The following is a 22220-nucleotide window of genomic DNA, read 5'->3' as shown; positions in this document are numbered from 1 at the left end:
TTTCACCTCTGACCTTATTGAGTGTAACCGATCCTATCTAAGGATAAAGTCTTAACGATAAATAGTTTGTTCTAAATCAAGATGCAATTGCGGCTGTCTCAGCTAGGGCTGCAGCGTCAATAATGGTAATAAACTTGCCTTCGACCTTGATTGTTCCGGCTTTTTGGAAACGGCTGAGTAAACGGCTAATGGTTTCTACGGTAAGACCCAAGTAGTTACCAATTTCACCGCGCGTCATCGTAAAGCGGAATTCTTTACGAGAAAAACCTCGCTCGCCAAAGCGATTTGAAAGATTATAAATAAAAGTTGCTAAACGTTCTTCAGCAGTCTTTTTATTCAATAATAACAACATCTCTTGGTCGTAATTGATTTCACTGCTCATTAATCGCATGATCTGTTGGCGTAGCTTAGGCAGTTTACCGGCTAATTCATCTAGGGTGTCAAAAGGGATTTCGCACACCATAGAGGTTTCTAACGCTTGTGCGAAGCTTTGGTGCTGCATTTTATTGATGGCATCAAAACCCACAAGATCGCCCGCAAGGTGAAATCCTGTGATTTGCTCGTCGCCTTGCTCAGACAGTGTGTAGCTTTTAAATGAGCCGGAACGAACGGCAAAGATAGCATTTAATGGCGCACCTGACTCGAAAAGAAAATCCCCTTTATGAAGCGGCTTTTTACGTTCAATGATCTCATCTAGCTTGTCCATTTCGCTGCCATTGAGCGAAAATGGGAGGCAAAGTTGACTGATACTGCAATTATTGCAGCTGATTGTGCATTGGCTCTTTGAGCGGTTTTGATTACTTAAGTCCATAAAATTTCCATAAGTCTATGACGCACGTGAAGGCAACCTAGTATCAAAGCATAACGGCTTTGGTACTACAGATCGCCACAAACTCATATGACACGCAAAAGAAAATTTGGTTATCAATTGGAGCTCCTAATCTCAAAGCGCTAACCAATAATCTTAAATGATGAGTTTGCTTAGATAAGGATAGGTTAATGTACTAACTTATCAGTTGCAATAATAATTAAATAAACACCATACCAAATCAATAAATTACCCATAATAATACGTGTAACTAAATGATTTATAAACTTTTGTAGCAGCTGAGCCGATTGTCCTATTACAATCAGCGCAGGCATTGTGCCGATACCAAAGGCGAGCATAATGAGTGCGCCTTCAGTTGCTGATTTTGCTTGTAATGTCCATGTTAAAGCCGAATAAACTAGGCCACAGGGTAGCCATCCCCATAAGGCCCCGTAGCAAAACGCTTTGGTTTTTGTATTGACCGGGACTAAGTAGCGATTGAGCTTAACAATATGTTGCCAAATTAAGCTTTTAGCAAACGACTCTAGCCATTTTAAGGTGCTGGCTAAGCGCATTACGTAGATAGCGACAAGCACCATAAAAATACCACTCATCAATTGTAATATAATGGCGAGTGACGTGTTTTGCTTGGCGAGACTTGCCCCGAGTAGGGCAACAAGGCTGCCAGCAAGCGCATAGCTGGAGATACGTCCGATATTATACAACAGGGTAACAACCACTGCAGAAAGCTGCTTACTCGCCAGTTGTAGCGAACTGGCAATACCGCCACACATCACCAAACAGTGACCACTTCCTGCAAGCCCCATCACAAATGCACTTAGCAAGCTTATCTCATTCATGCTAGTTGTCGTTATTACTCTTATTATTTGATGGTTTTACGGACTTATCACCCGTTTGCGCTTTATCATCATCGAATAAGATGCTGTGGCCCTGTTTATTCAAATCTGAAAATTGTTCGCTTTTTACTGCCCAAAAGAAAATACCAATAGCAATAATGACGAATAAAATGGCGATAGGTATTAATACGTAGATGATACTCATAGCTTTAATAACCTTAATGAATTACCGATCACGATGATCGAGCTAGCTGACATACCAATAACTGCTATCCAAGGTGGAATGAGGCCAAGTGCAGCGAGTGGCAAAATGGAGCCGTTATACAAAAGTGATATGGTTAAGTTTTGCTTTACTATTCTGCGCGTTTGTTTCGCTACTTGCTGAAGGGCTAGAATGGCATTCAAATCGCTATTTAACAACACCACATCAGCGGTATTCTTTGAGATATCAGCGCCGGTATCCATCGCAACTGACAAGTGAGCGCTATTGAATACTGGGCTATCGTTGATGCCATCACCAACCATAGCGACAATCTCGCCTTGTTTGGACCAAGTTTCAACGGCTTGTTGCTTAACCTCTGGTGTGCAAGCGCTTTGGTAGCTATCTAATGCTAACTGCTGCGATAACTCTTTGCCTGCATTGGAGCTATCCCCAGTTAGCATGTGGCATGTAAGGCCCGCTTGTTGTAGCTGTTCAACAACTGTTTCAGCATTGCTTTTTACTTTGTCATTGAAGTAAAAATCTGCAACTGCGTTGTTGTTAATGAACAAGGTAGCTTGAGCAAATGACGCGTGGTTATCAAACCAATGGCTCTTCCCAAGGGCAATAGTGACTCCCTGCCAGTGACCACGGATCCCTGAACCAGCCACAACTTCAACATCTTGGACTAGGTTTTCGGTTGGGGTGATATGTGCAAATGCGCGAGCGATTGGGTGCTCAGAAAAGCGCTCTAACGCTGCTGCGAAATCCAAGACTTGTTGCTCGTTGTATTCCGTTTGCAGAAACTCAATGTGTTTAATTGAGAAACGTCCTTCGGTCAGTGTGCCTGTTTTGTCAAAGGCAACACGCGTTAATTTGGTTGCCGTTTCTAATACATGGGCTTCTTTAATCAAGATCCCTTTTTTCGTAAGTGACGCAACGGCGCAGGTAAGCGCGGTTGGTATCGCAAGGCTTAACGCACAAGGGCAGGTTGCTACTAGCACTGAAATCGTGACCCAAAAAGCCTTATCTGGTGAAATAGGGTACCAGCCGATGGCGGTAATTGAGGCAAAAATTAATAGACAGGCAACAAACCACTGGGCGACTTTATCGGTGATTTCCACCAACTTAGGGCGTTTGGTAAGTGCGTTATGCTGCAGTCGAATAATTTGGTTGAGCAGGGTATTTTGCCCAATTTTATTGATCTCTAACGTAATTACACCGTCATGATTCACGGTTCCAGCATACACTTGATGGCCTTGATATTTCTTAACAGGCAAATGTTCGCCTGTCATCATCGACTCATCAACGGTGGTATGGCCTTTGAGCACTAATCCATCCGCAGGGATAGTTTCTCCAGCCTTAACTAATATCAGATCGTTCAATTTTAGCTTTTTGGCGGCAATATGTTGTTCATTGTTATTCTCATCAACCTTTCTGGCGGTCAATGGCAGCAGCTTTTGCAGGTTTGCAGTAAACTCGCTGGCTTTTAGTCTGGCCCTGAACTCAAGGTATTTACCTAACAACAGCAAGAAGGTAAACATACAGATGGATTCAAAATAGACTTCGCCGACTTCCATAAAAGTAGCGTAAGTGCTGGCGCCGTAGGCTCCGAATATGGCAAGTGAAACAGGGAGATCCATATTCAGTTGTTTAGCTTTCAGCCCTTTAACCGCATTCGTTAAAAATGGCATCGCTGAATACAGAATAACAGGAGAGGCAAGCACGAGGCTTATCCAACGAAAGTACTGTTCAAAGTCCTCTTCCATGCCTGAAAACATGCCAAAGTACATGGCAAATGCAAACATCATCACTTGCATAGTCATGAGGCCAGCAACGCCTAAACGACGGATGTATGCTTTCGCTACGGCTTGCTTTTGTGCAGCTTCTTCATCGGCTTGAAATGGGTAGGCCTTATAGCCGATTTCCATCAAGGATTTGATGATATCGCTTAACTTTACGTGTTTATCTTGCCATACAATCATGGCGCGATGGGTGGAGGTGTTAACATCAACTCGAACGATACCGCCGAGCGCCAGCAGTTGTTTTTCGATAAGCCAAGCACAAGCGGCGCAGCTTATTCCTTCAACACTGAGCAGCACCTCTTTGTGCTCACCGCTAATTTCGACGAAGTCCTCTTGGATCTCGTCGTTATCATAGCTGAGTAGCATTTTGAGTTGTTCAGGTACAAGCTCTTCAACTTTACCTGCACTTTCTGTGCGGTAAGTATAGTAGTCACTCATACCTTGAGAAATAATGGTTTCGGCAACGGCCTGGCAGCCAATACAGCAAACCGGTTGTGCGCTACCCTCAAAGGTAACCGAGCCTACAAACCCTTTAGGAATAGGCTCCAAACAATGAAAACACGAATTTGCCATGGCAGCTTACTTATACTGTGGAGTGACCGCGATAATACCATCATGTGGCAGTTGGATTTTTTCTTTCATTTTCCAACTGTTGTCCATAGGCTCTATAAATACCGTGAACACACCGCTATGTGGTTCATCAAATAAGCCAGTAAACTCGCCGCTGGCGTTTTTAGTCAGCGTGACTGCAAAATCGTATTTCTCAATAGTGCGGTGGTAAAACGAGAGCTTTAATGCATGAACTTTAGAAGCGTCGCCCTTGGTAAATTTAAAGGTGACTTTTTGCTCTGCTACTTGCAGGTCACCATGTAAATAGAGCGCTTTTGCTTTATCAAACTTACTCAGCTCTAGGTTGATTGCTTTACCTTTTTTGTAGTAGTCATCAACGACCATATCAGGACCATTACCGACTGCAAACGTGATGAGAAAAACACAGGCAACGACAGTAACGAGTGGGAAAAAAATTAAAAACCAAGGCCAAAAATTCTTATACCAAGGGGTAGGGTTCATAGTTGCTCACATGGCTATAAAACTTGCTCGTATTCTACCGTAAGTTGCGGTAAATACCTAAAAAAAAGCCTCCAAATGGAGGCTTTTTTGATCTCAAATAATGTTCTAAAAGCTAAGCTTATTGGCCTTGTGACAAGCTATAAACATACGCTGTTAGAAGGTGTACTTTATCTTCACCTAAGATATCTTTCCATGCTGGCATTACACCCGCACGACCGTGGCGAAGTGTGTCTTCAACTGCGCGTTGAGAACCACCGTATAGCCAGATATTATCGGTTAAGTTTGGTGCACCGAACGGAAGGTTATGTGCAACAGAACCTTTACCATCCATACCATGACAAGCCGCACACATTGCAAACTTAGCTTTACCTGCATCAGCATCTTTTTGGTTAACAGTACGTCCAGAAAGGCTTAGTACATAAGCAGTCATTTCTTTTACGCCTTGATCACCAAGTGCATCTTGCCAAGCTGGCATCGCTGCAACACGACCGTTAAGCAGTGTTTCTTTGATCTTGTCAGGCGTGCCACCATATAACCAGTCTTTATCAGTTAGGTTAGGGAAGCCTGCGCCACCACGAGCATCAGAGCCATGACACTGAGCACAGTTTTGCGAGAATAAACGTTGACCGATTTCAAGTGCTTCTTCGTTCTTTGCAAGCGTAAGTACGTCTTGCTTTGCAAATTCTTGGAAGATAGGACCAAAACGGTCTTGTGCTGCTTCAACTTCTTTATCAAGTTGTACCCACTGGCCATTTTCATGTGCTTCAGCGACTGCTTTCTTAGACTCTGCCAAGGTAGTAATGCCTTGGTTAGAGCTCGTCCAGTTTAAGAAACCTTTAAAGTTACCAAGACCTGGGTAAGCAGCAAGATAATATACTGACCAAACAAAAGTCGCGAAGAACATGTAAGTCCACCACTTTGGTAGTGGATTATTTAATTCCTCAATTCCGTCGAACTCGTGACCACAGCTTTCGCCTTCTTTGACACCTGTGTAGTTTTTCAGGTTCCAAATTAGCAGGCCGAAAATCAGAGCTAGACACGCTAGGGTTAGTACGATAACCCAAATACTCCAAAAGCTAGTCATTTTTCAGACTCCTTTTCCTCGTTAGAGATAGTGTTGTTATGTTTTTTCTCATCTTCAAAAATGGCATTAGCAGCGTCGTCGAAACGGCGCTTAGACCGCTTGCTATATGCCCACACAACAATCACTATAAACAGTACCAAAATTACCAGAGTCAAAATGCCTCTGTATGTGCCGTAATCCATAACAATTACTTCAAATGTGTGCCAAGTTGTTGTAAGTAAGCGATAAGTGCTTGCATTTCTGTTGCACCTTCACCACCGTTCATCGCGTGAATTTCATCCACTTGCGCTTGTAGTTCAGCATCATCACCGTAGCCTTTGCCATTGTAGCGGTCTGACGACTTATCAATACCAAATGCATCACGGAACACTTGTAATTTTTTCAGAGTATAAGTGGTATCTACTTTAGTGCTATCAAGCCAAGGGTAGCCTGGCATGTTTGACTCAGGTACCACCGAGCGAGGATCCATTAAGTGCGCATAGTGCCAGTCGTCAGAATAACGCTGACCAACACGTGCCAAATCTGGACCTGTACGCTTAGAACCCCACTGGAATGGGTGATCCCATACCGACTCACCGGCTACAGAGTAGTGACCGTAGCGCTCAACTTCATCACGGAATGGACGAACCATCTGTGAGTGACAGTTGTAACAACCTTCACGTACGAAGATGTCACGACCTTCCATTTCAAGCGCGGTAAGCGGGCGTAAGCCTTCTACTGGCTGAGTGGTATCTTTTTGGAACATTAGTGGAGTAATTTCAACTAGTGCACCGAAGCTAATCGCGAATACCGTTAGGATAGCCATCAGGCCAACGTTCTTTTCAACGATTTCGTGTTTGTTTGTTGAGTTATTGTTGCTCATACTCAATACCCCTTAAGCCACTTGCGGGTTTGCATCAGTGGCAAGTTGACCACTTTTTGCAGTAACCGTACGGAATACGTTGTAAGCCATTACCAGCATACCAACTACGATGAATACACCGCCTAGGAATCGCATGATGTAGAAAGGCTTAGAAGCTTCTAGTGACTGAACAAAGCTGTACATTAATGTACCGTCAGCATTTACTGCGCGCCACATTAGGCCTTGCATAACACCAGAGATCCACATTGCAACGATATAAAGCACAACACCAACTGTGTGTAGCCAGAAATGTGTGTTAACTAGCTTGATGCTGTACATGTTACCGTGACCAAATAGGGCAGGGATTAGGTGGTAAATTGCACCGATAGAAATCATCGCAACCCAACCTAGTGCACCAGAGTGTACGTGACCTACTGTCCAGTCTGTGTAGTGTGAAAGCGCATTTACAGACTTAATAGCCATCATTGGGCCTTCGAACGTAGACATACCGTAGAACGATAGAGACACAACTAAGAAACGCAGTACTGGGTCAGTACGTAGTTTGTGCCAAGCGCCAGACAGCGTCATGATACCGTTGATCATACCGCCCCAAGAAGGAACGAATAGGATAACTGACATCACCATACCTAGAGACTGTGTCCAATCAGGTAGTGCTGTGTAGTGAAGGTGGTGAGGACCTGCCCAAATATATAGAGAAACAAGTGCCCAGAAGTGAACAACCGATAGACGGTAAGAGTACACTGGACGACCTGCTTGTTTTGGTACGAAGTAGTACATCATACCTAAGAAACCAGCGGTAAGTAGGAAACCTACAGCGTTGTGACCATACCACCACTGAACCATCGCATCTACTGCACCTGCGTAGATTGAATAAGATTTAGTAAGTGATACAGGAATAGCCATACTGTTTACAATATGAAGCACTGCAACAGTGATAATGAAACCAGCGTAGAACCAGTTTGCTACATAGATGTGTGACACTTTACGCTTGATAAGAGTACCAAAGAATACTACAGCATAAGTAACCCATACTACCGCGATTGCGATATCAATCGGCCATTCTAGTTCAGCGTATTCTTTTGAAGAAGTAATACCCAGAGGAAGCGTGATAGCCGCAGATACGATGATGGCTTGCCAACCCCAGAAGGTAAATGCGGCAAGTTTGTCAGAGAACAGGCGCGTTTGACACGTGCGCTGAACAACATAGTAAGAGGTTGCAAATAGTGCACTTGTACCAAATGCAAAGATTACTGCGTTCGTGTGTAACGGACGAAGTCTAGAGTAAGTTAACCATGGAATGTCGAAGTTTAACGCAGGCCACGCAAGTTGCGCTGCGATAAATACACCTACACCCATGCCAACAATGCCCCAAATCACTGTCATGATAGCGAATTGGCGTACAACTTTATAATTGTACTCAGTTTGTGATGCTACTGTTTGGCTCATTTTCTGGATTCCGCTGCAATTTATTGCGATTAGAAATGAATTACCTGAATTACAGGCCCTAGTTATATTTCCTCAAGCCCGTCATGTTTTAATTCACACGGTGAATGAAAACCTAACCAGCCCGAGAAACCTTTATTTTTGCGAGGAAATGATAATTTTTTTACTTATGAAAAGATACCAAAAACGCCTAAAATTATGACATCAATCAAGTTTTCAAGCGCTTTTTGTTCGCTTCTTAAGCAACCTAGCAATTACCCCGAAACTTGCGTACACTGCGCAAGATTCAGAAGTGACGGTAAACCCCTATGGTTGTAAAGCAATTAACAATAGGATTGCTAGGTATTTTCCTCGTGGCCTGTTCAGACCCAAGTATCATTATACATGAAAGTTCAGAAAAAAGTGAAAGTTCAGTAACAAGAAATGTCTGTAATTTTTCAACGCCTTGTAATTTGACTCCCGAAGTCTCTATTTATCTGGGGTCAGCGCAGATCCGTCCTGAAACCGAATTTACCATTGGACTCAAAAGTGCGACTAAAGTAGAGGTGCAATCTGCTTGGCTGGAAGGCGAAAACATGAACATGGGCCGAATTCCCGTATTTTTTGATAGTGACACATTAAAAGCCACAACCATGGTTGGGGTTTGCACGGATAAGTCCATGCGCTGGGTTTTGCGTTTAGCACTTATTATTGACGGCCAGCCTGTTACAACTCATCATCCAATAGCTGTAGTTTATTAATGAATAAATCTGTTTTTATCGAATATCTCAAGTTCGCACTTGAACAAAAGTTGATTGAAGCCACCGAAGCGGCAAACAGTGCACGTGCTGACGCTACCCATGAACAAAGTGCTGCTGAAACACAATACGACTCGTTGAGTATCGAGTATGGCTACCTAGCAGAAGGGCAAAGTGAGCGCGTTGATGCCATGCATTTGGCAAAACAAACGATATTGAATCAGTTGGCGCTAGCTGTGAGCAATACAATTACACATAATGCACTAGTTGAAATTGAAGACGAGCAGGGCAACTGTCATTGGTTCTATTTTGCGCCTTGCGAAGGCGGACTAAAAATCCAATATAAAGAAACACCTGTGTTGGTGTTAACGTTTGATGCGCCCCTTGGCAAGCGGCTAAAGTGCTTAACGGTAGACGAAGATATTTCATTTTTCTTCAACGGCCAACAGCAAACGTTAACCGTGATGCAAATACTGTAGAGTGGTTTACTCTCGTTTTGCTACGAGAACAATTTCTTTCTTACTATTGCCCGATATGTGCTTGGTGATCTTCCCATTAATTGCCGAAATACTCTGCTTAATTGCCCTTGTGAATTAAATCCAGAAGCAAGGGCAATATCTTGAATGGAGAGATTACTGCTCGCGAGTAGCTCTTTGCACATCTCAATACGCACCTGTTGTAAGTAGGCAACGGCGGTTTGTCCTGTTGCTTGTTTAAAGCGGCGGTTAAAGGTGCGATAGCTCAAATCAAATTGTGCTGCGACAGTGGGTAAAGAGATTTCCGATGCGGCATTATTTTTCAGCCAAAATTGAATTGCGGCAATTTGCTCATCAGCATGACGGTCCACAGCACCTTCTAAATAGCGCTGTTCTTCGTAAGGCTTACGAATTTCATGAGAAAAATTTTGCTGCACATGGTGTGCGGCATCTATCCCGTACAGTAATTCAATAATGTGAACAATAACATCAGCCAGCGCATTTAAGCTGGCTACAGTATAGATCCGCTCTGATTGAGTGATAAAGTAATCCGGTTTTAATTCAACATTGGGGTATAGCTGAGAAAATTGTTTGGCAAAATGCCAGTGGGTCGTTGCTGAATGCCCGTCAAGCAGGCCAGAACTTGCTAAAAAGCAAACACCCGTACCAACACCTATCAGTGTGCTTCCAGCTCCCCATGCATCCGCAAGTGACTCACTCAGCGCTTGGTTTTGTCTTACAAGTGGTCTTGGATTTCGCCATATGCTTGGCACAATAATGTAGTCATATAAAGGCAATGAGCTAAAGTCACTTTGTGCTTCAAGTGTCATGTAATTATCGGCGTTAACTGCCTCGCCTTGGCTGCTGCAAAGGAGAACTTCTAAAGGAACATAAGCCTCTTTTAGATGCACTTTAGCAAAGGCTTGTCCGGCTTTGAGCATTTCCAGCGGTAAGGTGACACTGGTAACGAGCATATGCTTGTAAAGCACAATGGCGACCTTTGTACAGGATTTCATCTGCTCCGACCTCTTTTATTTGGCGAAAAGTGATTTATATGTGGCGTATTTTGTAAAAACTTAAATTCGAATGCAATTAAAATCAAGTCATTATCTTAGTTCAGAAGTAGGAACGACATGACAGCATTGCCAATTATTGTAGGAATGGGGGGTATTAACGCCGCGGGGCGCACCTCTTTCCATCAAGGCTACAAACGTATTGTACTTGATAAGCTAAATGCTAAAGACCGACAAGAGACCTATTTGGGCCTTGCGAGTTTAATGAACTTAGTGCGTTATGAAAATGGCCAGCTGATTGACCAAAACGACCAAGTCGTTCAAGAGGTGGAGATTGAGTCGCGTTTTGGTGAGCAGATCTTAGCGGGAACGTTGATCCGTAAAATCGAAAAAAACCATTTTGATGTAGATGCGACCCCTTGGCAGCAAAAGCTCACAATGAAAGCAAATGATGACAGCAAGATAGTATTTAGTTGTCGTAAGCGTGACTTGCCAGAGCCAGTTCCTGCAGCTTGGCAAGTGATTGAGCTTGATCCAAAAACGGTTGAAGTAACCATTGCGGACCAGATTGAAGTTAAGCACGATAGCTTCAGAGACAACCCAATTAAAGCCGCAGGTCAATTACCAACAGGCTTTGAGCCGTCACTCATGTATAACAGCCGTTACCAACCACGCGGCCTTCAGGCAACTATTTTTGCTGCAACCGACGCTATCCGCTCAACGGGTCTTGAGTGGGATAAGGTAATGAACAGCGTACGACCGGACCAAATCGGCACTTACTCCGCCTCTGTGGCAGGGCAAATGAATGATGAGGGCTTAGGTGGATTAGTACGTAGTCGTTTACGTGGCGACCGAGTAAGCACTAAGCAGTTAGCGCTAGGACTCAACACCATGTCCACTGACTTTATCAATGCTTATGTTACTGGCAGCGTTGGCACAACGTTTACGACATCAGGTGCCTGTGCGACGTTTCTATATAACCTCCGCGCTGCAGTGAATGATATTCAGGCCGGCCGTACTCGAGTGGCGATTGTAGCCAGTGTTGAGTGTGCTATTACACCAGAGATCATCGAAGGCTTCGGTAATATGGGCGCACTCGCAAATGAAGAAGGTTTGCGTAAACTTGATGGTACTGAGCATGTAGATTATCGCAAAACAAGTCGTCCTTTTGGTGAAAACTGTGGCTTTACAATTGGTGAAGGGGCACAAGTGGCGATTTTGATGGATGACGCCTTAGCACTGGAGCTTGGCGCGCAGATCATGGGCTCTGTGGCCGATGTATATGTCAACGCAGACGGCGTGAAAAAGTCGATTACGGCACCTGGACCTGGTAACTATATAACCATGGCAAAATCGGTCGCGCTGGCTCAGCAAATCGCAGGCACCGAGGCGTTAGTAAAACGCAGCTTTATTTTGGCACATGGCTCAAGCACACCACAAAACCGGGTTACTGAGTCGCTTATCTATCACAAAATTGCAGAAGCTTTTGCGATTAATGGCTGGAAAGTGGCGGCGCCAAAAGCCTATGTTGGTCATACCATCGCGCCGGCATCTGGCGATCAGCTTGCGATGGCACTTGGGGTGTTCGAGTACAATATTATGCCAGGGATCACCACGATTAATGCAGTAGCTGAAGATGTTCTCGCCGAGCATTTAGATATTCGCACTGAGCACTATGAGTGCGAGCCAATGGATATCGCCTTTATAAATTCAAAGGGCTTTGGTGGTAACAATGCAACGGCAACGGTACTTTCTCCAAAGCTCACGAAGCAGCTACTAAGCAAGCGTTATAGCCAAGCTGAGTTTGCAAATTATGAGCAACAACTTGCCACTACAACACAAAGGCAAATTGCATATCAGCAAGCGGCCGATTATGGTCAATACGAGCTCATTTATCGTTTTGGCAATGGCATGATTGATGAGTCTGAATTGAATTTAAGTCAGCAAGAGTTAGCCATTCCTGGGTTCGAGCAAAGTATACAGCTTTGTCCAACGAATCCATACGGCGATTTAATCTAATGTTAAGCAAGCAAGGCGTACAGGGAGTACGCCTTTTTTATTTTTAGCTTAGTGCTGTGCTTAAATGCGCAAACGGCAGTCAGGCACACCTCATATAGTTAGCATGAAACTCAAGATGACTTTCAATAAAACTCGAGATAAAGAAATAGCTATGATCGTAACCTTCATGCATGTTTAGCGCGATAGGGTAGCCTACTTTTTCTGCAGCTTGTTCGAATAACCAAGGCTTTAGCTGCTCGTCTAAAAACTGGTCACTTAAACCTTGCTCAATGAGTATCGGACGTTTTGTTGGACTAACATAGTGCGACAATAGTTCGGTCGCGTCATATTGTTGCCAACGCTGTTTGTCGTCCCCTAAATATCCTGTTAGCGCTTTTTGACCCCAGGGGCAGTTACTTGGGTTAACGATTGGGCTAAACGCAGAGATACTCGTATAGGCGTCAGGGTTTCTAAGCCCAATAATTAATGCACCATGACCACCCATGGAGTGACCACTAATGGCTTTTTGCGGGCTAACCGGGAAGTGCGCTTCGATTAACTGAGGCAGCTCTTCTGTCACGTAGTCATACATTTGATAATGTTGACTATACGGCGCCTGTGTCGCATTGACGTAAAACCCCGCACCTAGACCAAAGTCATAAGCGCCATTTTCATCATCTGCAACGCCTTCTCCACGCGGGCTTGTATCTGGTGCGACAATAGCGATACCAAGCTCGTTGGCTTTTTTAAACGCGCCTGCTTTTTGCATGAAGTTTTCATCGCTGCAGGTTAACCCTGAGAGCCAATATAAAACCGGGACTTGTTGTCCCTCATTGACGATTTCAGGTAAGAAAATGGCGAAGGTCATTTCACACTGCGTCGACTGGCTGGTATGTGTGTAGCGCTTATGCCAACCGCCGGATACTTTGTTGCTGGAAATCAGTTCCATCAAGTGCTCCTTAATTAAGTGAAATAGGACGCAGCCTGTGCGTCCTTGAGCGGGTACTAGTAATGGATCACCGAGCGGATACTCTTGCCTTCATGCATTAAATCAAAGGCTTCATTAATATCTTCGAGCTTCATGGTATGAGTGATAAAGTCATTGAGCTTGAATTCACCAGCCATATAGCGTTCAACAATCTCAGGAAGCTCTGAGCGACCTTTTACGCCACCAAAAGCACTACCGCGCCATACGCGACCGGTAACCAATTGGAATGGGCGTGTTGAAATCTCTTGTCCAGCGCCTGCAACACCGATGATCACCGACTCACCCCAACCTTTGTGACAGCACTCAAGGGCACTTCTCATGACATCTACGTTACCGATACATTCGAACGAGAAATCCACACCGCCATCGGTCATTTCAACGATCACTTCTTGGATAGGTTTATCGAAGTTTTTCGGGTTGATAAGATCGGTTGCCCCAAGCTTTGTCGCCAGCTCAAACTTATCTTCATTGATGTCGATACCGATGATCCGACTCGCGCCAGCCATTGCCGCGCCAATGATAGCGGACAAGCCGATACCACCTAGGCCGAAAATGGCGACGGTATCGCCTTTTTGCACTTTAGCGGTATTCATTACTGCGCCCATTCCCGTGGTGACACCACAGCCAAGCAAACAGATCTCCTCAAGAGGCGCTGCTTTGTTTACTTTAGCCAAAGAGATTTCTGGCAGTACAGTGTACTCAGAGAACGTTGACGTGCCCATGTAGTGATAAATTGGTTGGCTGTCTTTATAAAAGCGGGTTGTGCCATCAGGCATCAAGCCTTTACCTTGGGTTTCACGGATCTGCTGACAAAGGTTCGTTTTACCAGACTTACAGAACTTACATTCGCCACACTCCGGTGTGTACAATGGGATCACGTGGTCGCCAACGGCAACGCTGGTAACGCCTTCACCAATCGCTTCAACAATACCTGCGCCTTCATGACCTAAGATTGCTGGGAATACGCCTTCAGGATCGTCGCCAGACAAAGTGAAAGCATCGGTATGACATACGCCCGTTGCGGTGATTTTAACTAAGACTTCGCCTTTTTTCGGTGGCATAACATCAACTTCTTCAATACTAAGCGGTTGACCTGGGCCCCAAGCGATCGCTGCTTTAGATTTAATAAATTCAGACATGGTTTGTTCCTTTCTTAAAAGTTGATAGCAGTATAACTACATTATGATTTTTGATAATCTATAAAAATTATAAAGACTTTTACGTATATGTAATAATGGATAGATGGATTGGCATTGATGAGTTTGTTGCGGTCGCGAGTAATGGCTCATTTAGTGGAGCTGCAACTCAGTTAAATACTTCGGTTGCGCAAATTAGTCGCCGAGTGAAAATGTTAGAGGAGCGGCTCAACATACAACTTTTGACGCGCACTACCCGAAAGCTAGCGCTGACTCAGGAAGGTGAAGTGTTTTTATCTCACGCAAAGCATTTACAGCATGGATTAGATGACGCCACTGCTGCAATCCGTCAACGTGACAGACAGCCAACAGGCAAACTTAAGCTTACCGCACCGGTAATGTACGGCGAATCTTATGTCATGCCTGCCGTGGTTAACTTTATGCGTTTGTATCCCAAAGTTGAGGTAGAAATGCATTTGACGAACAACCAAGTCGACTTGCTCGATAAGGGCTTTGACTTGGCAATTCGCCTCGGTAAGTTACAGGATTCATCACTGCGCGCCAAACGGCTAACCACACGTAAAACCATGGTGTGTGGTGCAAATATCTATTTAAATCAATTTGGCCAACCGCATACGCTCGCTGAGCTTAGCAATCATAAATGTTTAATTGGCAATAGTAGCGAATGGCGTTTTGTTGAGCACGGTAAAGCGCGACAAATTAAAGTGGCGGGGCCACTGCGTTGCAACAGTGGTTGGGGGCTCTTGGAAGCAGCAAAGCAAGGCTTAGGTTTGGTACAGTTACCGCATTATTACGTGCAAGAGGCGCTAGAGAGTGGTGAGTTAACAGAGGTACTAACCAACTTTAGACCTGAGGAAGAGGGGGTCTGGGCGCTGTATCCACCCAGACAATTTGTCGCGACCAGTTTACGCTTGTTACTGGATCACTTAAGTGCGTACTTTAATAAGTTTTAGCCATAGTATCAATGGCTTGGCTGAGCGCTATCTCGCGACTATCACAAAATGCACGGTCGCCTAGACGGTCATGAATGTTTAAGCGCTTGAGCTTATCGGTGGTCTCCAAATTCGGTGAATAGATAAACACGCTACAGTCAGCATCAAGCGCATCTGTAATCGCATTTTCAATGGCTAAGCCCACGGTGACATCAATCATAGCTACGTCGCTTAAATCTAATACCATGGCTTTGTATTCACTAATCTTGCGGTGTTGTCTTGCGATTGCTTTTGAGACGCTAAAAATCATTGGCCCGGAAAGATAAAAGAATAATAGTTTACCGTTGGCTTTATCTAACAGCTCGCTTTCCTTTTTTGTTAGTGGCACATCTTCATCGCTATCACTGTCGCTAATTGCTTTAACGTGATTAGCTTGCACTCGGCTTAATCTCTCTATGATCATCACATTGGAGATAAATACGCCAAGGCCCACGGCAACAATAAGGTCAACAAAAACGGTAAGTAGCATGACGCCATACATAATCGCCATTTGACTGACACTAAGCTTATGAGCACGCTGGATAAAACTCCAATCCAGAATATTAAAACCAACATACACTGCAATACCAGCAAGCACCGCCATTGGGATTGGCTCGGTCAGGCTGCCCGCGATAAAGACTACGGCCATCAAAATTAGTGCCCTGAATATCCCAGCGATTGGCGAGCGAGCGCCGACTTGAATATTGACCACAGTTCCCATCGTTGCGCCAGCACCTGGCAATGCACCAAAAAGCCCAGCTATCATATTGGCAATACCTTGGCCTCTGAGCTCCTTATCAGAATCATGCTCGGTTCGCGTTAAACTGTCGGCTATTACTGCTGTTAGCAATGTATCTATACAACCCAAGGTGCCCAGTACCAATGCGTCGATAAGCATTTCAATTAATAGCTCTGGTGATAATACTGGAAACACAATACTTGGTAGGCCACTTGGAATTTCTCCGATGCGGCGAATACTATCGGTATCAAAGATAATAATTGAAAGCAGTGTAACGGCGACGAGTGCGACCAGTTGAGCGGGGACGTACTGGCGCCACTTACTTGGCATTTTGAATAAGATTGCAAGTGTGATCACCCCGAGGAACAACTCAGAAAAGTGTAAGTCCATCAGCAGGCTGGGCAAGTTAGACAAAGTGCCAACAACACCACCTGCAGGCGCTTGGTGTCCAAGTAAAGGAGCAAGCTGCAAAATAATGAGGATAACACCAATACCAGACATAAATCCGGAGATGACGCTGTAAGGCATCAAGGTAACGTATTTACCTAACTTGAGCGTACCGAGTAAAACCTGAAAAGCACCTGCCATCATGACAACAGTAAAGCCCATCGCAAGACCATTTTCGGGATACTTGCTCATCATGGCGGTGAGTACTGCTGTCATGATAACAGTCATTGGGCCGGTTGGTTCAGAAATGAGGGAGGTTGAACCACCGAACAGTGCGGCAAATAAGCCAACCAAAATTGCGCCCCACATCCCAGCTTCTGCGCCAGCACCAGAGGCAACACCAAAAGCGAGTGCGAGTGGTAAAGAAATAATTGCAGTGGTTACACCACCGAATAGGTCACCTTTTAAAGAGGCGTTTTTAAATCTCTTAAGTGTGATCATACTTTTGACTTTAACGATCAAAGAATTGACGGCATTCTACTGATAAATAGCACTGAGTGCTACGAAGGACTGGTATTACCATCTGTCTGCTCAGTAAAATTCGGACACAAAAAAGCCAGTCTAAAAAGACTGGCTTTTCAATTACTGCTTAGTCAACCTGAGCAGGAGAGGCCATGTCGGCGCTTGCTCTGCCTGTTGGTGACTTAGAGCCAACACCCAAGCCGCTATTCGCCACAGCCTGACGCTGTTCATGTGGCATCGCAGACGGTGTTTCTACCACGACATCCTCAATCACGCTTTGTGCTTTTGTCATTGGCGCTGCAGCCGTTTGGTTGAAGCGTACACGGCTTTGTACAGAGTTGCCGTTTACTACCTGTTGAGTAGGTGCCTCAATAGCGTTAGCGGCTGGAGTCTCTTCAGTTGAAGATTCAGTAACTGCTTCAACTGCTGTTGTTTCCACAACCGCTTCTGTTGCCTGTGCCTCGGCTGCTGGCTCCTGAACTTCAGGTGTTGCCTCAGCGTCAGAAGCTTGAGTTTCTTCTACAACTGCAGTTTCAGCCTCAGCCTCAACTTTTTCCTCTGTCGATTCAACTTGTTCAGCCTCTACTGTGTCAGCGATTGGCTCAGCTTTAACCACTTTTGCTTCTTCTGGCTGTGCAGCTTCTACTTCTTCTGCGACTACTTCGTCAGCGCTTGCAGACGTTTCGGGCTGTGCAGCTTGTTGCAATGGTGCTTCAGCAGTACTTGCCTCAACTTCGTTTGCAGACTCCACTTCTTGCGCTGCATTTTCGTCAATCAGTGCTTCTTCTGCTGGCTTAGCTTCGACATCTTGCTCTGCATCAGTGTGCGTTTCAGAAACTGTCGCTTCTGCCGCTGGTGCATAATCTTCAGCTACCGTTTCAGGTGACGACTGAGTCTCAACTGTACTTGCTTCTTGCTGCACTTCCGTTTGAGTTTCACTGTCAGAAGAAGATTTCGCTTTTAGCTCAGCTTCGTATTCTGCAGCGGCTTGATCTGCAACGGGCACAAATGCAGCAGCTTGACCTTTTTCAGGCGTATCCTGACGACGGCGACGTTGACCAGCTGCTCTCAGATGACGCGGAGAACGTCTAGAGCGAGTGCGGCCTTCTTTATTTTCATCATCAATTTGCGATTCTGAAAGTTCAGCAGATACCACCTCGGTAACATCGTTTTGTTCGTGGCGCTCAGTGCTAGCTGTTTCTTGCTGCTTTGCTTGAGCGTGTACGTCAGCTTGTTCAGAAGGTGCTGCTACTTGTTCGTTAGTTGCAGACTCTTGTTCTGACTTATCCGCGACAGGTTTCGCTTTTCTTTGCCTTGGCTTTTGTTCAGCTTTAGGCTCAGCTGCCGTTTTCGCTGGTTGTTCAAGCGGCTTTGCTTCTACTTTCACTTCTTCAGTGCTAGCTTGCTCTGACGTGTTAGTACCCTGCGCATTGGTTTCTTCCACACGTATCTTCTTACGAAGATTACGTCTTTGTCTGCGTGGTTTTACTGTCGCTTCTTTAACTGGTGCGTCTTTAGCCTCAACCGTTTCAACGTTATCGTTTACAGGCTCCTTAGCTGGACGGTTTGCTTTGTCCTGATCTTGGCGCTTTCTGTTATTTGGACGACGGCGTTTGCGGTTATCACCACGTTGCTCGTTACTGTTATTTTCGTCTTTCGATTCAACCGTTGTGTCTTTTTGTTGATCGTTACGACGGCGGTTATTGTTACGACGACGATTGTTATTATTGCGACGGCGATTATCACGGTTGTTATCGCGTGATGATTTTTCTTCAGAAGATTTGTTTTCTTCTTGATTATCGCTGTCACTAGCAAATAGGCTCTTGAACCACTGACCAATCTTTGCAAACAGGCTAGTGCCGTTTTGAGCTGGCTTTTCTTGTGGCTTACGTGCTTGTGGTTTTGCAGCTTGAATTGGAGTAGGGGCTGGCGCAGGCGCTGGTGCATCAGGCATAACGACACCTTTTAACACAGGCTCCTCTTTCACAATCGCTTGAGCTCGAGCAATTTCAACAACTTCAGGCTCAGGCGCGGTGATCTGCTCATAGCTAGCTGCTTCTGTTGTTTCATCTTTACGCAATCTAACCACCTCATAGTGCGGTGTTTCTAGATGCTGGTTAGGAATGATAACAACGTGGCACTCATGGCGCTTTTCGATGCGTTGCACAGAACGACGCTTTTCATTTAATAGATAAGCACCAACAGCAACAGGCACTTGGGCGTTGACCTGAGCGGTATTATCTTTGATCGCTTCTTCTTCGATTAGACGCAAGATAGACAAAGCAATGGATTCGTTTGAGCGAATGGTGCCTTGGCCGTCACAGCGTGGACACGTATGCTGACTCGCTTCACCTAAAGACGGACGCAAACGTTGACGCGACATTTCTAATAGGCCGAAACGAGAAATCTTACCGATTTGCACGCGAGCACGGTCAGTACGAACGGCTTCTTTCAAGCGGTTTTCTACTTCACGTTGATGGCGAGGTGGAGTCATATCGATAAAGTCGATAACGATTAGGCCACCTAAGTCACGTAAACGTAACTGGCGTGCAATCTCGTCAGCGGCTTCTAGGTTAGTGTTCAGCGCAGTCTCTTCGATATCGCCACCTTTCGTCGCTTTTGACGAGTTGATATCGATAGAAGTGAGTGCTTCTGTTGGATCAATAACAATAGAACCACCTGAAGGCAAACGCACTTCACGCTGGAAAGCTGACTCAATCTGGCTCTCAATTTGATAATGCGTAAATAACGGCACATCGTTTTGATAAAGCTTAACACGATTGATGAAATCTGGACGGAAACGCTCGATATGCGCCTTCGCTTCTTCAAAAACACGCGGTTTATCAATTAGTATCTCACCGATATCACGACGTAAATAATCGCGAATTGCACGGAAGATCACGTTACTTTCTTGGTGAATTAAGAAAGGTGCTTTACCGCTATTTGCCGCATTTTGAATTGCGTCCCAATGAACAAGTAGCGCCTTAAGGTCGTATTCTAGTTCTTCGAAAGATTTACCTACACCCGCGGTGCGAACGATAAGACCCATACCTTTAGGTACGTTTAAGCGACTCAATGCTTCTTTAAGCTCAATACGCTCATCACCTTCGATACGACGTGAAATACCGCCAGCTCTTGGGTTATTTGGCATTAATACCAAGTAACTACCAGCGACGCTGATAAACGTTGTGAGTGCCGCGCCTTTTTGACCGCGTTCTTCTTTATCAACCTGAACGATGACTTCTTGACCTTCTTTGATCACGTCTTTGATGTTAGGGCGACCGTTGAATGTATAGCCATCTGGGAAATACGTTTTAGCGATTTCTTTTAAAGGAAGGAATCCGTGACGCTCAGCGCCATAATCAACAAATGCGGCTTCTAGGGATGGTTCGATACGGGTAATTTTACCCTTATAGATATTGGCTTTTTTCTGTTCGTGACCAGGGCTTTCTATATCTAGATCGTATAGACGCTGGCCGTCAACCAGTGCCACGCGCATTTCTTCTTGCTGCGTTGCATTGATCAGCATACGTTTCATATTGTAATTCTCTACTTAATTATTTACAGCGCCTGATACGTCTTGCCAGCGACAGCGTGCTACGCCTTGGATGTTCCTATTAAATGATGCAGTCTCACGACTGGGGGAAAGGGAACATATTCACAGTTTCCGCTTTAAATCAGGGTAAAATCACTGATCCATCGTTCGCTTTTTGCACGTTTATTCGTTTCACAAAAAAGTAGTCATGCACGGGGTAAGTTGAGCTTGGTTTGCCAAGCTTGGCTATCACCATCTTTTGACTTGATTGCTTTGTGATTATTCACGAGTTGCGGCCTGCTATGCACGGGTATTACTGCAACTGTGGTAAACGTATCAGACAAATTTTAATTTCTTGCTTTTTGGTTTGTTCATCGTGTCCAGTCATTAAACGAAATATTACGCGCTTCGCACTGACTGTTCGCACGTGTTTATCTTAGATGCATGATAAAAGCTTTGGAAATATTAGCTCTAATCTGTATGATCTGCCATCCAAGATGTGCATCACGACATTGTTTTTGCGATAAAAAGCACCTCGCAAAAATTTGCGGCCTGATTATCCCACTAATAATGTCGAGATAGCAACTAAATTATTACTCAAATCAGTGATTAGGCAATGTCAGAGAAACCCGCATTACAAGTTAGCTTCGTTACCGTGACTGAAGACCAAGAAGGTCAAAGGATCGATAACTTTTTAGTTACGCATTTGAAAGGGGTGCCAAAAAGCGCCGTATATAAAATTCTTCGCAAAGGGGAAGTGCGCGTAAACAAAAAGCGGGTGAAGCCTGTATATAAACTACAAATCAATGATGAAATCCGTATCCCACCTGTGCGTGTTGCGGAGAAAACAGAGTTTGTGCCTAAAAACCTTGATAAAGTCGCAAACCTAGAAGATGCCATTCTTTATGAAGATAAGTATCTGATAGTTATAAATAAGCCCGCCGGTATGGCGGTACATGGTGGCAGCGGCTTAAGCTATGGCTTAATTGAAGCATTAAGAGCATTACGCCCACAAGAGCAAAGCTTGGAGTTGGTGCACCGTTTGGATCGCGACACATCGGGTTGTTTGTTGATTTCAAAGCGCCGCGCTGTGCTTAAAGGACTTCATGAGCAGCTAAGAGAAAAGACCATGGAGAAAAATTACCTTGCACTGGTTTCAGGGCAATGGGATGCCAAACATAAAAATGTCACCGAACCGCTGCGTAAAAATACCTTAAAGTCAGGTGAGCGTGTGGTGCGAGTGGATCATGAGCAAGGCAAGCCTTCTCATACTCGTTTTAGAGTCGTCGAGCGTTTTGAGTCCGCAACTTTAGTGCAGGCGTCACCCGTAACAGGCAGAACGCACCAGATCCGAGTGCATACTCAATGTAAAGGACATCCGATTGCGTGTGATGATAAGTATGGCGATCAGGTGTTTGATGCCAAAATGCGTGAAGTGGGATTAAATAGGCTGTTTTTGCATGCCAAAGAACTCAGATTTATACACCCAAAAACAGAAACGACACACCATGTAGAGGCACCATTGGATGGGGCTTTGGAAGCATGCTTAGTTAAATTAAGGAAGTAAC

At 44.8% G+C, this 22220-nt stretch carries 19 protein-coding genes; 5 read left to right on the top strand and 14 right to left on the bottom strand.

Annotated elements, in window-relative coordinates; translation table 11 throughout:
* Positions 1-76 precede the first annotated feature (76 nt).
* The 9 genes from CTT31_RS10345 to ccoN form a co-directional block, all read right to left on the bottom strand.
* A complete protein-coding gene (locus CTT31_RS10345; protein ID WP_010373979.1) occupies positions 77-811 on the bottom strand; it encodes an FNR family transcription factor in 735 nt (244 codons plus the stop codon).
* A gap of 185 nt (positions 812-996) precedes the next feature.
* On the bottom strand, positions 997-1668 hold the full coding sequence (locus CTT31_RS10340; protein ID WP_069022370.1) for a sulfite exporter TauE/SafE family protein: 672 nt from the start codon (positions 1666-1668) through the stop codon (positions 997-999).
* A gap of 1 nt (position 1669) precedes the next feature.
* On the bottom strand, positions 1670-1870 hold the full coding sequence (gene ccoS / locus CTT31_RS10335; RefSeq protein WP_010373983.1) for a cbb3-type cytochrome oxidase assembly protein CcoS: 201 nt from the start codon (positions 1868-1870) through the stop codon (positions 1670-1672).
* The gene (locus CTT31_RS10330) at positions 1867-4242 is read right to left on the bottom strand and encodes a heavy metal translocating P-type ATPase (RefSeq protein WP_211857766.1); all 2376 of its coding nucleotides are present in this window, start codon (positions 4240-4242) and stop codon (positions 1867-1869) included. Before CTT31_RS10330 ends, ccoS begins: the two co-directional genes overlap by 4 nt.
* Positions 4243-4248: 6 nt before the next feature.
* Positions 4249-4740, bottom strand: coding sequence for a FixH family protein (locus CTT31_RS10325; protein WP_010605013.1), 492 nt, complete (start codon positions 4738-4740; stop codon positions 4249-4251).
* 118 nt (positions 4741-4858) lie between these two features.
* Positions 4859-5824 carry a cytochrome-c oxidase, cbb3-type subunit III gene (gene ccoP, locus CTT31_RS10320; protein WP_211857765.1) on the bottom strand — a complete coding sequence of 322 codons (966 nt, stop codon included), beginning with the start codon at positions 5822-5824 and terminating at the stop codon, positions 4859-4861.
* Complete coding sequence (locus CTT31_RS10315) at positions 5821-6006, bottom strand: cbb3-type cytochrome oxidase subunit 3 (protein ID WP_010373992.1); 186 nt, start codon at positions 6004-6006, stop codon at positions 5821-5823. The genes ccoP and CTT31_RS10315 overlap by 4 nt, the downstream gene beginning before the upstream one ends.
* Positions 6007-6011: 5 nt before the next feature.
* Positions 6012-6686: a cytochrome-c oxidase, cbb3-type subunit II gene (ccoO, locus tag CTT31_RS10310; protein ID WP_010373994.1), complete on the bottom strand. Its 675-nt coding sequence runs from the start codon at positions 6684-6686 to the stop codon at positions 6012-6014.
* Positions 6687-6698: 12 nt separating this feature from the next.
* A complete protein-coding gene (ccoN, locus tag CTT31_RS10305) occupies positions 6699-8132 on the bottom strand; it encodes a cytochrome-c oxidase, cbb3-type subunit I (protein ID WP_010373997.1) in 1434 nt (477 codons plus the stop codon).
* Between the two features lie 305 nt (positions 8133-8437).
* Here ccoN and CTT31_RS10300 point away from each other — a divergent pair, with 305 nt between their 5' ends.
* On the top strand, positions 8438-8869 hold the full coding sequence (locus CTT31_RS10300; RefSeq protein ID WP_260491217.1) for a hypothetical protein: 432 nt from the start codon (positions 8438-8440) through the stop codon (positions 8867-8869).
* Positions 8869-9345, top strand: a complete 477-nt coding sequence (locus CTT31_RS10295; RefSeq protein ID WP_260491216.1) for a transcription elongation factor GreAB — start codon at positions 8869-8871, stop codon at positions 9343-9345. Before CTT31_RS10300 ends, CTT31_RS10295 begins: the two co-directional genes overlap by 1 nt.
* Positions 9346-9365: 20 nt before the next feature.
* On the opposite strand, the gene CTT31_RS10290 is transcribed toward CTT31_RS10295, so the two are convergent.
* Positions 9366-10358: a GlxA family transcriptional regulator gene (locus CTT31_RS10290; protein ID WP_211857761.1), complete on the bottom strand. Its 993-nt coding sequence runs from the start codon at positions 10356-10358 to the stop codon at positions 9366-9368.
* Between the two features lie 117 nt (positions 10359-10475).
* Here CTT31_RS10290 and CTT31_RS10285 point away from each other — a divergent pair, with 117 nt between their 5' ends.
* Positions 10476-12374 (top strand): beta-ketoacyl synthase, encoded by a 1899-nt coding sequence (locus CTT31_RS10285; RefSeq protein ID WP_260491215.1) that lies wholly within the window; start codon positions 10476-10478, stop codon positions 12372-12374.
* Positions 12375-12453: 79 nt separating this feature from the next.
* On the opposite strand, the gene fghA is transcribed toward CTT31_RS10285, so the two are convergent.
* Complete coding sequence (gene fghA, locus CTT31_RS10280; protein WP_260491214.1) at positions 12454-13302, bottom strand: S-formylglutathione hydrolase; 849 nt, start codon at positions 13300-13302, stop codon at positions 12454-12456.
* Between the two features lie 56 nt (positions 13303-13358).
* Positions 13359-14480, bottom strand: coding sequence for an S-(hydroxymethyl)glutathione dehydrogenase/class III alcohol dehydrogenase (locus CTT31_RS10275; protein WP_260491213.1), 1122 nt, complete (start codon positions 14478-14480; stop codon positions 13359-13361).
* Between the two features lie 95 nt (positions 14481-14575).
* On the opposite strand from CTT31_RS10275, the gene CTT31_RS10270 reads away from it, so the two are divergent.
* On the top strand, positions 14576-15451 hold the full coding sequence (locus CTT31_RS10270; protein WP_260491212.1) for a LysR substrate-binding domain-containing protein: 876 nt from the start codon (positions 14576-14578) through the stop codon (positions 15449-15451).
* Here the strand turns inward: CTT31_RS10270 and CTT31_RS10265 are convergent.
* Entirely contained in the window at positions 15438-17096 is a 1659-nt protein-coding gene (locus CTT31_RS10265) for a SulP family inorganic anion transporter (protein WP_211857754.1), read from the bottom strand. The two genes, CTT31_RS10270 and CTT31_RS10265, sit on opposite strands and share 14 nt — an antisense overlap.
* 148 nt (positions 17097-17244) lie before the next feature.
* Positions 17245-20655, bottom strand: coding sequence for a ribonuclease E (gene rne / locus CTT31_RS10260; protein WP_260491211.1), 3411 nt, complete (start codon positions 20653-20655; stop codon positions 17245-17247).
* A 613-nt stretch (positions 20656-21268) separates the two neighbouring features.
* On the opposite strand from rne, the gene rluC reads away from it, so the two are divergent.
* Positions 21269-22219: a 23S rRNA pseudouridine(955/2504/2580) synthase RluC gene (gene rluC, locus CTT31_RS10255; protein WP_010605003.1), complete on the top strand. Its 951-nt coding sequence runs from the start codon at positions 21269-21271 to the stop codon at positions 22217-22219.
* Position 22220 lies beyond the last annotated feature (1 nt).

It is taken from the genome of Pseudoalteromonas maricaloris (genome assembly GCF_024746855.1).
GTDB classification, from domain to species: Bacteria; Pseudomonadota; Gammaproteobacteria; order Enterobacterales; family Alteromonadaceae; genus Pseudoalteromonas; species Pseudoalteromonas maricaloris.
The sequence above is the reverse complement of the archived record's forward strand: the minus strand, read 5'-3'. Positions and strand labels throughout refer to the sequence as shown.

Bases quoted from the DNA above. Each gene is read 5' to 3' on its own strand.
- CTT31_RS10345 (WP_010373979.1), bottom strand. From the start codon at position 811: ATGGACTTAAGTAATCAAAACCGCTCAAAGAGCCAATGCACAATCAGC.
- CTT31_RS10340 (WP_069022370.1), bottom strand. From the start codon at position 1,668: ATGAATGAGATAAGCTTGCTAAGTGCATTTGTGATGGGGCTTGCAGGA.
- ccoS (WP_010373983.1), bottom strand. From the start codon at position 1,870: ATGAGTATCATCTACGTATTAATACCTATCGCCATTTTATTCGTCATT.
- CTT31_RS10330 (WP_211857766.1), bottom strand. From the start codon at position 4,242: ATGGCAAATTCGTGTTTTCATTGTTTGGAGCCTATTCCTAAAGGGTTT.
- CTT31_RS10325 (WP_010605013.1), bottom strand. From the start codon at position 4,740: ATGAACCCTACCCCTTGGTATAAGAATTTTTGGCCTTGGTTTTTAATT.
- ccoP (WP_211857765.1), bottom strand. From the start codon at position 5,824: ATGACTAGCTTTTGGAGTATTTGGGTTATCGTACTAACCCTAGCGTGT.
- CTT31_RS10315 (WP_010373992.1), bottom strand. From the start codon at position 6,006: ATGGATTACGGCACATACAGAGGCATTTTGACTCTGGTAATTTTGGTA.
- ccoO (WP_010373994.1), bottom strand. From the start codon at position 6,686: ATGAGCAACAATAACTCAACAAACAAACACGAAATCGTTGAAAAGAAC.
- ccoN (WP_010373997.1), bottom strand. From the start codon at position 8,132: ATGAGCCAAACAGTAGCATCACAAACTGAGTACAATTATAAAGTTGTA.
- CTT31_RS10300 (WP_260491217.1), top strand. From the start codon at position 8,438: ATGGTTGTAAAGCAATTAACAATAGGATTGCTAGGTATTTTCCTCGTG.
- CTT31_RS10295 (WP_260491216.1), top strand. From the start codon at position 8,869: ATGAATAAATCTGTTTTTATCGAATATCTCAAGTTCGCACTTGAACAA.
- CTT31_RS10290 (WP_211857761.1), bottom strand. From the start codon at position 10,358: ATGAAATCCTGTACAAAGGTCGCCATTGTGCTTTACAAGCATATGCTC.
- CTT31_RS10285 (WP_260491215.1), top strand. From the start codon at position 10,476: ATGACAGCATTGCCAATTATTGTAGGAATGGGGGGTATTAACGCCGCG.
- fghA (WP_260491214.1), bottom strand. From the start codon at position 13,302: ATGGAACTGATTTCCAGCAACAAAGTATCCGGCGGTTGGCATAAGCGC.
- CTT31_RS10275 (WP_260491213.1), bottom strand. From the start codon at position 14,480: ATGTCTGAATTTATTAAATCTAAAGCAGCGATCGCTTGGGGCCCAGGT.
- CTT31_RS10270 (WP_260491212.1), top strand. From the start codon at position 14,576: ATGGATAGATGGATTGGCATTGATGAGTTTGTTGCGGTCGCGAGTAAT.
- CTT31_RS10265 (WP_211857754.1), bottom strand. From the start codon at position 17,096: ATGATCACACTTAAGAGATTTAAAAACGCCTCTTTAAAAGGTGACCTA.
- rne (WP_260491211.1), bottom strand. From the start codon at position 20,655: ATGAAACGTATGCTGATCAATGCAACGCAGCAAGAAGAAATGCGCGTG.
- rluC (WP_010605003.1), top strand. From the start codon at position 21,269: ATGTCAGAGAAACCCGCATTACAAGTTAGCTTCGTTACCGTGACTGAA.